Here is a 12,244-nt window from a genome sequence, read left to right as displayed (position 1 = left end):
TGGGGAATTTTAAAACGGCGATTTTGGGGAAGTTATAGCCGGCCTTGACAAAATAGGTCATAACCTTGCTTTTATTGGAAATAATCCTGCGGACTAGAGCAGCTTCCTTTTTACACTTTACTCGTTTGTGGAAACGAAACCTTTTGCCGGCTGAAGTGAGAATAAGTATTTTTGAATTTTTATGCATAGAACAAAGAAATAATCCAGCGTATATCGAAAGGAAATGATTAGTTAATCAACGCTTGTGACATATGCTTTCCTATACCAAAATAAAAACAGGTAGAACGATAAAGTCCTCACTCCTTCCATTTGTTACATCATTTTGCGGTAAAAGCGTTACCTCTTTGTAGAAGAAATGCAGACAAATGTTTCTACCTGTTTTTCTGGAATAACTTACATTCTTTCCGGTGCGGAGACACCGATTAAGCGCAGGGCATTGACGAGCGTAATTTTTACTGCTTTCATCAGCGCGAGACGCGCGTGCGTTAGTCCTTCATCGTCTGTAATCACGCGTTCCGCGTTGTAGAAACTGTGCAACAGAGACGCCAAATCATGCGCATAGCGCACAACACGATGCGGTGCAAGCATTTCTGCGGCTCCGGCCACTTCTTCCGGAAATTCGCCCAAATGCTTCAGCAAATCAATCTCTTTCTCGCCGGTCATGCGGTTAAAGTCAGCTTTTGTCGTATCGAGCGTAATTCCCTGCTCATCCGCCTGGCGGAAAATGCTGCAAATGCGAGCGTGAGCATACTGTACATAGAATACTGGGTTTTCGTTCGATTTTGATACGGCCAAATCCATATCAAAATCGAGGTGAGCATCCTGGCTACGCATCGTAAAGAAATACCGGGTCGCGTCCGTTCCTACTTCTTCCATCAAGTCGCGCATTGTGACTGCTTTACCAGTACGCTTAGACATCTTTACTTTTTCGCCGCCCTGATAGAGACTTACCATTTGGTTGATCAATACGACAAGCCGCTCCGGATCGTAACCCAAGCACTGCATGGCTGCTTTCATCCGTGGAATATAACCGTGGTGGTCAGCACCCCAAATATTAATCAGCTGATCAAAACCGCGCTGGAACTTATTTTCGTGGTATGCAATGTCCGGCGTCAAATATGTGTACGTGCCGTCCTGCTTAATAAGCACGCGATCTTTGTCATCACCAAACGCAGTTGAACGCAACCAGACCGCCCCGTCTTTTTCGTATACGTATCCCTTTTCACGAAGCATCTCCACGATCTTTTCGACTGCACCGCTCTCATACAGTGAAGTCTCACTGAACCATTCATCGAATTTCACACGAAAATCAGCAAGGTCTTTTTTAATCTTTTCCAATTCTTTGTCGCGGCCCCAGTTGCGGAAAAACGCAAAGCGCTCTTCCGGGGACATTCTGGCATATTTGTCGCCGTCCTTTTCCGCAAGCTCTTTCCCAAATTCAATAATATCCTGACCGTAATAGCCGTCTTCCGGCATTTCCGCATCCATGCCAAGCGCTTGGAAGTAACGCGCCTCAAGCGAACGCGCTAAATTAGCAATCTGGTTGCCAGCATCATTAATGTAATATTCGCGCGACACATTGTAACCCGCCATCTCAAGCACATTGCATAGCGCATCGCCAAACGCCGCGCCACGGGCGTGTCCCAGATGCAGGCTGCCGGTCGGATTCGCGCTCACAAACTCGACCTGCACTTTCTTGCCTTTACCGGCATTCGTGCGGCCATAATTGTCTCCTGCTTCAATAATCTGGCCAATCACGCCGGTCAAATAGCTATTATCCATAAAGAAATTAATAAAGCCTGGCCCCGCAATTTCAATTCTGGAAATGCTGGCCGCCTGTTTATCGAACTGCGCTACGATTTCTTCCGCAATCTGGCGCGGGTTTCTCCGCGCAATGCGCGTCAGTTGCATCGCCACATTGGTCGCGTAGTCGCCGTGCTGCTTGTCTTTCGGCAATTCCAAAACAAAATCTGGAATTTTCTCCGCTTCTGCAATGCCGGCTGCAACAACCGCTTGCTTAATCTGATCAATGATTTTATTTTTCGTTTGCTCAACTATACTCACAATAATCCTCCTTAGATATACGTGTAACTTATTGCTTAAACACAATTTTGCAAGTTGATAACATAATCACTCTTTTTAGGAACACGATTATGAGGCTTGGAATGAGCCTTCGAGGAGGGCAGGACGGCAGACCATCCGATGACGAGAAACTCAGCCAATTTATTGGCGAACAGTTCACAATTTATCATATACGCATAAGGCGACAGCTTATCCTATAACGCCCGACTTTTTGCTCATTTAAATACAAATCATATGTCCAGACAACAGCGGATAAATCCCCTTCTTCGTCATAACATACTTGCATTTCTTTCGTTGCTGTATCCATCCACATCATACCCCCAGGGCCGGCATACGAACCGCTCGTTCTTATTCCGGGGCGGTAAGAATGACGCATGGTAACCAGCCCGTTGCGAATGACCATGATTTCGTCTTCTTTCACTTTAAGCGTAGTATACGTCTGCCCATCTTCTTCCTGCTCAACATATTTTATGTACCAGGCCCCATTCACAAAATACAATTGACCTGAATAGACGAATTGAGACATATCGGGCGGCGACATGTTCATAGAAAAAGCGCTCGTAAGTTCAATTTTGATCTCCTGTACAGGGGCCACATGTATCACCTGATATCCATCGTTACTTATCACCTTATTCTACGACGTTTCATCGAACAAAACAAATGAGAAAAATTCCTGACCTATCTGTAAGAATAATGCCCAAGTCAATCGACAAATTATCGAAAATACTGATTCTTATCATATCTATTTTTTATATTTTATCATAAGAAAAATGCGCGAGCATTGTCTGTTCGTCCTTTTTCCGCCGCTAATCATGGAGAGAAAGTAAAGCGACATTAGCAACATTATGCTTTCCTATACCTAAAAAGATGCGGCCAGCAATTTGACCGCATCTTTTTTATTTATGTTTAAATTTCTTACTTCACCATTGTCAAAATCACTTCGCGAATCATTTTGGAAGCCAAAATCTGCGTTCTTTCGGACTGGTCAAGCACCGGCGCGACTTCTACAAGGTCAAAGCCGACCACATTCAGTTGCGACAACAAATAAATCGATTCAATCGCCTCCGCAGCCGTGATACCGCCTGGCTCGGCTGTACCCGTTCCTGGAGCGTAGGCCGGGTCAATCGCATCAATGTCGTATGTTACGTACACTGGACGGTCTTTCAACTCTTCGAGGCATTCTTTCAGCGGTTCAATCACTTTGAACTTATACAGATGCAGATGCTTTTTGGCAAACTCAAACTCTTCTTTCAAACCGGAACGAATTCCGAACTGGTATACGTTTTCCGGTTTTACATAGTCGAGCGCGCGGCGAATAACCGCCGAGTGAGATAGCGCCTCCCCTTCCATTTCTTCACGCAAGTCTGTGTGCGCATCAATGTGGATAAGGACAAGGTCAGGGTACTTCTCAGCCATCACTTTAATCGGTGCAAGGCTTACAAGATGTTCACCGCCAAGGCCGATCGGAAACTTGCCATCCGCTACAACCTTGCGTACATATTCTTCAATCACCTGAAGGCTGCGCTGTGCGCTGCCGAACGGAAGCGGAATATCGCCGGCGTCAAAATACGCTACTTCGCCAAGTTCACGATCCGCATATGGACTGTAATCCTCCAAATTAATCGACACTTCGCGGATGCGGGTCGGACCGAAACGGGAACCTGGACGGAAACTGGTCGTCCAGTCCATCGGCATACCATAGATAACCGCCCTAGCATCTTCATATGTACTCTGGGCTTCAAAAAACGCATGTCCACTGTAAGACGGGTTAAAGAAATGCACAAGAATCCCCCCCTTACTTCACTAGATCTTCCACAAACTTCGGCAGCACAAATGCCGCATGGTGGAGGCGAGGTGTATAGTATTTCGTTTCACGTTCCGGAATACTGTTTATATCCACCGCTTCCGGATCATATTTTTTGGAACCGATCTGGAAAATCCATATGCCGCTCGGGTACGTTGGAATATTCGCATGGTACGCTTTCGTAATCGGGAAAATTTCTTTAATATCTTTGTTTACTTTACGAATTAAATCCGCCTTGAACCACGGGTTGTCTGTCTGCGCGACAAACATGCCATCTTCTTTCAACGCCTCGTAAATACCTTGATAGAAACCGCGCTCGAACAACGGAACAGCGGGCCCTACTGGCTCCGTGGAATCAACCATAATGACATCATACATGTTTTTGCTTTTAACAATATGCATGAAGCCATCGTCCACTTTCACTTCAACGCGCGGATTATCAAGTTCGCCCGCGATTTCAGGCAGGTATTTTTTGGAATACTCAATCACTTTGCCATCAATTTCAACAAGTGTCGCTTTCTTTACTTTCTCATGCTTCATGATTTCGCGGATAACGCCCCCATCACCGCCGCCGACTACAAGCACGTTTTCCGGATTCGGGTGCGTGTTCAAAACCGGATGCGCCATCATTTCATGGTATACGAATTCGTCTTTTTGCGATGTCATTACCATGCCGTCAAGAAACAACATGTTGCCAAATTCGGGGGTTTCCACCATGTCAAGTTTTTGAAATTCAGTTTGCTCTGTATGTAAAGTTTTGTTAACTTTTATTGTAATACCAAAGTTTTCCGTTTGCTTTTCCGTAAACCATAAGCCACCCATCTTCGCCTAATCTCCTTTCACGTTTCATTGCGCTTTGTTACGCAAAGAACTTCATTTTCTCGACCTGTGTTCACGACAATACTTTACTTTAAAACAAGTAAATTATATAGGACTCATCTCAAAAATCAAGCATCCATTTTTTTAGTATTCCCTATCCCTTTTCATTATTTCAGGCGAATCAACATTAAAAACGACCATATTTTTTCTTTATTTTACCAGTATACCATTCATTTTGATAGAATAGTTAAAAAAAACAATATAAATTGATAACCTGCTTGATTTTATAGAAGCTCAATTATTTTTGCTTTTAAGCGCAACTTTAAATAAAATAAAAACGTTCATAAAATATGGAGATTAAGGAATAAAAAGGAGAGGATATTGTGTCTAATTTGATTGCATCTACATCAAATTATACAATGGTTGCTTTACTATTAGCCATTGTAAGTTTAATCGCAGCCGGAACTGCCATCTCTATAGCAAGCCGTGCATTTAAAAGGGGAGTATCTTTGCTTGAAAAGTATAATGAAGTTGTCAACAAGCAAAGTGAATTAGCTTCTCAACAAAGTGATATGCTTAGCAAGCAAGAAGATTTAGCCGAACGCCAAAGCGATTTAACTACAAAGCATAATGAACTAGTCTCTCGTCAAAACGAACTAGAGGCCAAACAAAGCGAATTCGCTACTCGCCAAAACGATATAATCGCCCGACAAAATGACTTGGCTTCCAAGCAAAATGAAGTAATCAGCTTACAAAATGATTTGGTTGTCCGACAAAATGAACTGGTAGGAAAGTATAATGACTTAATGTCTAAGCAAAATAGCTTTGCTTTAGAACAATATAATTTAATTGAAGGACAAACAGAGCTATTAATCAGACAACATATATCCTCAAGCAAAAAAGCAATCGAAGATTTTCTAAACGAGATATCCAAAACCGAGGCAAGCTTAGAGCAAAAAGAAAAGCAAAATGAGATTTTGGTATCACTTATCGAAAATAGCATTAGCGCATATGAAGAAGCCTGCGCCAAATACCTTGAGAACAAAGTGAATAAAGAAAGATTTAAGAAAATGTATAAATTCGAAATTCTTAGTCTGGTAGAAAAAGAAGAATTCAAACAGTATTTCGAGGAAGGAAAATATAAATCCCTATTGCAAGTCTATAATGAATGGCAAGGAAGAGCAGCGGCAATAGGATTTTTATCTTAAGAATTTTGCGTCCAACATTCCGTTTTCCTGTCTTTTTGCGTAACGTATAGATTTTACTAGATTTCCCTATACTGATACTGCAAGATAGTAGAAGGCATAGGGAGGTCTTCACAGTGGAAATTAAACAGGAAGATCAGCTTATCCGCTGGCTAAAAATTGTCGGAAAAACAACGAAATACTTTTTTATCGCTCTCATCGTTCTCGCGGCTTTATTCGCGTTGTTTATTCTTTATTTGCGTTCCCAGCCTTTGCCCGAAACAACCATCAATGAAACGACAACCATTTACGGAACGGATCACTCGGTCATCGCTACGCTCTATAAAGGCGAAAACCGCGTTTTCCTGCCCCTTTCACAAATTCCGAAATACGTGCAGCAGGCTTCCGTTGCGATTGAAGACCGGAAGTTCTACGAGCATCCCGGCTTCGATATTAAACGAATTGCGGGTGCCGCATTAACAGATTTGCGCCATATGAATAAACGCGAAGGTGCCAGCACGATCACCATGCAGCTCGCTCGTAACCTCTATCTTAGTCTTGACAAGACATGGACACGGAAATTTAAAGAGGCGATCTTGACCATTCAATTAGAGCTGAATTATACGAAACCGCAGCTTCTGGAAATGTACCTGAACCAAATTTATTACGGCCACGCTGCGTATGGTATTCAGGCGGCGGCAAAAACATACTTTGGCAAAAACGCAAGCGAATTGACGCTCGCGGAAGCAAGCATGCTGGCTGGATTACCGAAAGGCCCGCGTTTCTACTCACCGTTCCGCGACATGAAAGCGGCTAAGAGCAGGCAACGTATCGTTCTGCAAGCAATGGTAAGCGAAGGCTACATCACTCAACAACAAGCGGACGCCGCATTAGCCGAACCGCTGAAACTGGCCTCGCCGGAAAGCATAAAAGGACAAACGATCGCACCGTATTTTCGCGATTATGTTGTAAAACAGGCAAAAGAAAAATATGGGATTGACGAAGAGCTTATCGAACACGGCGGACTGAAAATCTATACAACGCTCGACCCGGTTATGCAACAGAAAGCGGAATCGGCAGTGCACAAGTATCTACCAAAAGATCGCCCGTTGCAGGCCGCACTTGTGGCCATTGAACCACAGACCGGCTATATTCGGGCTATGGTCGGAGGTCGCGATTATAAGGAAAGCCAGTTCAACAGGGCGCTTGCCCGCCGCCAACCTGGTTCATCCATGAAACCGGCGCTGTATATGGCTGCGCTGGAAAACGGTTTTACACCGCTAACAAAAATCAAAAGCGAGCCGACCGTATTTACGTTCGGCAACGACGAAACCTATATTCCGAGAAACTTCGGTGAGCAGTATGCCCATGATTACATTACGATGGGCGAGGCAATCGCCCGCTCGGACAACATTTACGCCGTTCAAACCCATCTGGCAATTGGACCGGATAAAATGGTAACAATGGCAAAACGATTGGGTATCGACTCGCCGCTTAAGCCACTTCCTTCGCTGGCGCTCGGCAGCTATCCGGTTACGCCCCTAGAGATGACCCGTATGTTCGCAACCATTGCCAACCAGGGGCAAAAAATTGAGCCACTCGCTATTGTCAAAATTCTGGATCGGGAAGGCAAGCTACTGGTCGAAGCCCACCCCCAGGTTCAGCAAGTCGTTAGCCGGGAAAATGCGTTTATCCTTACACATATGCTGGAAAAAATATTTGCGCCCGGCGGCACGGCCCATCGGGTCAGCCCGCTGTTACACCGGCCAGTAGCCGGGAAAACCGGAACAACCGACTACGACGCATGGCTGGGAGGATTTACGCCACAGCTGGCTGCCAGTGTCTGGGTTGGCTATGATGATAACCGTCGCATTGATAATTTCGCTGACGGGCGACAGGCCGCTCCAATATGGGCCGACTTCATGGAACAAGCACTTACCGGGAAACCGGCTGCTGTCTTCCCCGTCCCACCTGGAGTCGTGCCAGCATATATCGACACTGCCAGCGGCAAGCTGGCAGGCAAAGATTCAAGAAACCCGGAATTAATGTACTTTATTCCGGGCACAGAGCCAAAAGAATACTATGAAGCACCTAAACAGGAAAAATACGAGGAACCAAAGAAAGAAAAGTCGTTCTGGGATAAGCTGAAGTTCTGGAATTAGCAAAGAGCGGGCAGTGTGCCCGCTCTCAAACTGAAGGGTGTCCCTCACTTTTGGGACACCCTTTGTGCGTCTTAGTAAAAGATGTATATAATAAACCTAGCCTTACTAAACCAATCAATAAAAAAATTCACACCATGTTCATTCTTAAAACAAGCTTAAAAACGATCGTAAATTACGCGAGTTTTTCCTTTAGCTCATCCGGCGAATTCTTCCACATATTTTCATTATGCGTCATCAGCAATTCACGCAGATTTTTCTTTTCTTTTTCATTCATACCATCTAAGATGTAGCGACGTTTCATCGCGTAGTCCATCTTATTTACATGATCGGCAAGAATTTTCCAGCCGCGGCGCGCTTCTTTGTCGATCAACATTTCGCAGGCAGTTACGCCCGCATAGTATGGACCATTGTCACCAATGTCCACCGCAACCCACACAAGCCAGTATCGTTTGCCGTTCGGAACGTCTTCTTTGTTGATGGAAAATTTCACGCCCTTTTCCACTGCACTCTTGGCATGTAAAGCACCAAGGTCAATCACAGCAGATTCTTCATCCACAATAATAGAAGACACGTTACTCAAATCAATCATGCCCGCGCCATAGCCACCGTGTACCTGGTTTTTGTTGCTAATGATATTGAACCCGCCCTGTTTGCCTTTAAAAATATCCATAATACAACCCTCCTTATATTTACTGAACACGCAACCGCCGTTTGATCTCGCGAACAACATGCGGCTTACGCGTGCCATCCTCCAGAAAATCAAGCGGATAATAAAGCTTGTGATCATACCGTCGCTTGCCGGAAATCGACTCCACAATGACAGAGCATTTCGAAAGCTCTTCTAAGCCGCCGTCCGGCATCAGTAAATAGATCGGCATCTTGTCTCCATCTTCACCGCTTCGATAAACATCATACGGTAAATCGGAGGGAGAATCCACTCCGAGATAGTATGTCGGGTCAATGCCAATCTCTCGAAACAACTCATCAATCTCCTGTTTCCATTCCACGCTTCCGACCCGCTCGCCGTATTCTGCATACTTAAAGAGACGGCGGTTCATAAACCGCTGCGACAAATCACGCAAAATATCATCCTTTTCCTTACACCATTCGCTCATATAAAACATAACCGTCGGTTCATCCAAGTCCAAATACTGTTCTAATGTAATATCTTGCTCGAACAGTGGAATAAAGTGTACAGGCTCCCACCGGAACTTATACCCTCTCCAATACAGATCGCGGGCCCGTTCAAAGATCTTGCGGAGAACGACCTCCGCGCTGCGCGTCACCCGGTGAAAATATACCTGCCAGTACATCTGATAACGCGCTACAATATAGTCTTCAACCGCGTGCATTCCCGTATGTTTCACGACCACTTTGTTTTCATACGGCCGCAGCACACGCAGAATACGTTCCATATCGAAAAATCCGTAGTTCGTGCCTGTGTAGTATGTATCCCGCAGTAAATAATCCATCCGGTCAGCATCAATCTGGCTGGAAATCAGGCTTATAATTAATGGATTTTCATATGTTTTTCCAATAATGGCCGCTACTTTGTGCGGAAAGTCCGGGGAAACTTTCCGCAAAATGCGATTCACCTGCGTATCCCCAACCAAAATACGCCGCGTCCATTCTTCATGGTCTGTGTGAAATACTTTTTCAAACGAATGTGAGAACGGGCCGTGACCGATATCGTGCATCAGCGCTGCGCTTAGGCAAAGCAGGCGTTCCTCTTCAAGAAAAGCAAAGGAAATCCGCTGCTCAAACTGCTCCAAAATGCGTCGCATAATTTCATATACGCCGAGACTATGATTAAAACGGCTATGTTCCGCGCCGTGGAACGTTACATAAGAAGTGCCAAGCTGACGAATCCGACGCAGGCGCTGAAATTCAGTCGCGCCTATCAAATCCCAGATTAACTTATCCCGTACATGTACATAACGGTGAACAGGATCTTTAAATACTTTCTCTTCATGTAAACGTCCCACCATATAGACACCTCCTACATTTGGCGGAAGCGCTTCAACAAGCGCTCCACATCTTCCGGCAATGGCGCCGTATATCCTTGCCTTTCCCCCGTTACCGGATGACAAAACTCAATGCGATGCGCGTGCAACGCCTGTCTTGCTAAGCCCTTGATCCGCGGACCGCCGTATAATGTATCGCCAAGCAACGGAAAACCATGATGACTGAAATGAACGCGGATTTGATGGGTGCGCCCCGTCGCTAATTCCACTTCCACCAGGGAAACCGCATGTTCCGCAATGCCCGGAAAAGCGACAAACTTCTCCAGCACCCGATAATGAGTAACTGCTGGATCACCTCCGGCATCAGCTCTACGCCGGATCGGGTGATGCGGATCGCGCGCAATTGGTTCCGAAAATGTGCCTGTCTCTCCTTGTCCACCCGGATAGCCGGACACTAAGGCAAGATATGTTCTCCGGATCTTATGTTCGCGAAGTTGCTTATCCAAAAGGCTATGAACAAAGCTATTACCTGCGACAAGTAATGCCCCGCTTGTGTCCTTGTCCAGCCGATGCACGGGACGGATCGCCCGCGCTTTGCCTTTCGCCTGCCAATAATAAGCAATACCATGCGCAAGCGTATCGTTCTGCCCTTCCCGCACCGGATGAACAACTATACCGGCCGGTTTGTTCACGACAAGCACCGCATCATCCTCGTATAAAACGGAAATGTCCATCGGCACCGGATCGAGCGACGTCTCCGCCTCGTCTGCAATCAGTACCTTTACTCGATCACCCGCCTTTACTTTTCTCTGCAAAAACGGTCGCTTTTTATTCAGGAACAATCCGTTCTTTCTTGTCAACCGCTGGAGCATACGGCCCGACACCATAAGCCGCTTCCTTAACAAAGATTCCAGCGTCATGCCGGCACACGCCTCATCCACCTCATATTCCAACCATTTTCCGTCCATTCTCCATGCTGTCACACTTTTCCCTCACTTTTCGTTTCGCACGCTGTTATCGGCGAACTAGCGCTTGACGAATTCTCCTCTCCAATTCACCCGGAATGACGCCGCGCTGCCGGTCAATCGTAAACCGCACGTACTGCTCATCCAAATCCAGCATTTCTTCAAAAATGCCGCGTAAACTCGATGGGCGTCTGTCCACCTGCATCAGCACATCTATACCTTCAGGGTATACGTCAAAAATTAATTCAATCTCATCCAATTCATTACGGAACATAGATGTCGGCTTTAATTCGAATTCCTGTACGAACGGTACCATCCTATGAATATGCTTCTTATATTCGCATATACCGCTGTCATATGAATGGCGGAAACCCATGCCTTCCATCTCGGCCAGCAATTGAGCCGCCAGCGGGTCCGGCAATACTGTAACCACATCCGTATCTTTCGGATCAACTGCCATTTCGATATCAAGCCCGGTACTCAAATACACATTCTGACGGCCGAAAGAAATGGGAGCATGATACGGAACACGCAACTGGAAGGGAAGGATCTTCTCCTCCCCCGGCCTAATAAGCAAGGAGTCCGCTACACGATAAGAGGCAAGCACTTCTTTATGCTTCGTCTTAGTATCATTCGTTTCTTTATAGTATTCAGTATACAAATACATATAAATCTGTGAAATCGTTTGTTCGACATTGCCCCCCTTAACATGCACTTCTCCGCGTAATTCGCCACCGGGGTGAACCTTTGAATCAGCCAGGCGGGCATCAACTTTCGCTGCTCCAATTCCAAAACTCGCAAGAAACTTATTTAGCATAATGTCCATCCTTCCTATAAAGTGTCATTATCTGTATATACGAAACCCGGCAGCAATCGATTCATACATATGTATTTCTCTGGTCGCCCTTATTTTTCCTTTCTCCCTGACATTTTTGACGCTTTCGTCGTTTCATGCCCCTTTTTTATGCGGAAAAAACATACTAACAATGCGTTACCATGAATAAAAGAGAACGGGTGAAACAAAAAATGAAACCGATTGATTAACACTACTCGGTTCAGCAATAATATGGCATAATGGTAAAAGTTATTCGTACACTTGTCTTTACAGCTATGCGCGTAGAACATTATTTTTAAGCATAATACAAGGTAAAAGAACCAACACATTCTTACCGCTTGTTTGTCTTTATCATATACAGCTTTCCTGTGTGCCGCGCGACGCGCAATACATATACAGCGTACACATCATATACAAGAAAGGAGCGGT

10 protein-coding genes are annotated in these 12,244 nt (G+C 45.3%); 2 read left to right on the top strand and 8 right to left on the bottom strand.

Annotated features, from left to right (window positions below; genetic code table 11):
* Window positions 1-393: 393 nt before the first annotated feature.
* From argS to speE, 4 genes are all read right to left on the bottom strand, one after another.
* A complete protein-coding gene (gene argS, locus ACH33_RS01185) occupies window positions 394-2,064 on the bottom strand; it encodes an arginine--tRNA ligase (protein ID WP_057897354.1) in 1,671 nt (556 codons plus the stop codon).
* A 184-nt stretch (window positions 2,065-2,248) separates the two neighbouring features.
* Window positions 2,249-2,629, bottom strand: coding sequence for a YwiB family protein (locus ACH33_RS01180; protein WP_162264983.1), 381 nt, complete (start codon window positions 2,627-2,629; stop codon window positions 2,249-2,251).
* 368 nt (window positions 2,630-2,997) lie between these two features.
* Window positions 2,998-3,864 (bottom strand): agmatinase, encoded by an 867-nt coding sequence (gene speB / locus ACH33_RS01175; protein WP_057897352.1) that lies wholly within the window; start codon window positions 3,862-3,864, stop codon window positions 2,998-3,000.
* 13 nt (window positions 3,865-3,877) lie between these two features.
* On the bottom strand, window positions 3,878-4,708 hold the full coding sequence (gene speE / locus ACH33_RS01170) for a polyamine aminopropyltransferase (protein ID WP_057897351.1): 831 nt from the start codon (window positions 4,706-4,708) through the stop codon (window positions 3,878-3,880).
* A 380-nt stretch (window positions 4,709-5,088) separates the two neighbouring features.
* Between speE and ACH33_RS01165 the strand changes: the two genes are divergently transcribed.
* Together ACH33_RS01165 and ACH33_RS01160 are read left to right on the top strand one after the other, a co-directional pair.
* A complete protein-coding gene (locus tag ACH33_RS01165) occupies window positions 5,089-5,913 on the top strand; it encodes a hypothetical protein (protein ID WP_057897350.1) in 825 nt (274 codons plus the stop codon).
* Between the two features lie 113 nt (window positions 5,914-6,026).
* Window positions 6,027-8,051: a transglycosylase domain-containing protein gene (locus ACH33_RS01160; RefSeq protein WP_057897349.1), complete on the top strand. Its 2,025-nt coding sequence runs from the start codon at window positions 6,027-6,029 to the stop codon at window positions 8,049-8,051.
* A 172-nt stretch (window positions 8,052-8,223) separates the two neighbouring features.
* On the opposite strand, the gene ACH33_RS01155 is transcribed toward ACH33_RS01160, so the two are convergent.
* Genes ACH33_RS01155 through ACH33_RS01140 form a run of 4 tightly spaced genes read right to left on the bottom strand, consistent with a single transcriptional unit; the run spans window position 8,224 to window position 11,797 of the window.
* On the bottom strand, window positions 8,224-8,721 hold the full coding sequence (locus ACH33_RS01155; protein WP_057897348.1) for a YwhD family protein: 498 nt from the start codon (window positions 8,719-8,721) through the stop codon (window positions 8,224-8,226).
* Window positions 8,722-8,740: 19 nt separating this feature from the next.
* Window positions 8,741-10,039 (bottom strand): HD domain-containing protein, encoded by a 1,299-nt coding sequence (locus ACH33_RS01150; RefSeq protein ID WP_057897347.1) that lies wholly within the window; start codon window positions 10,037-10,039, stop codon window positions 8,741-8,743.
* 11 nt (window positions 10,040-10,050) lie between these two features.
* Window positions 10,051-10,983, bottom strand: a complete 933-nt coding sequence (locus ACH33_RS01145; RefSeq protein WP_057897346.1) for an RluA family pseudouridine synthase — start codon at window positions 10,981-10,983, stop codon at window positions 10,051-10,053.
* 46 nt (window positions 10,984-11,029) lie between these two features.
* Complete coding sequence (locus ACH33_RS01140) at window positions 11,030-11,797, bottom strand: sporulation protein (RefSeq protein ID WP_057897345.1); 768 nt, start codon at window positions 11,795-11,797, stop codon at window positions 11,030-11,032.
* Between the last annotated feature and the right edge of the window lie 447 nt (window positions 11,798-12,244).

It is taken from the genome of Aneurinibacillus sp. XH2 (assembly GCF_001439585.2).
Lineage (GTDB): Bacteria > Bacillota > Bacilli > Aneurinibacillales > Aneurinibacillaceae > Aneurinibacillus > Aneurinibacillus thermoaerophilus.
The sequence above is the reverse complement of the archived record's forward strand: the minus strand, read 5'-3'. Positions and strand labels throughout refer to the sequence as shown.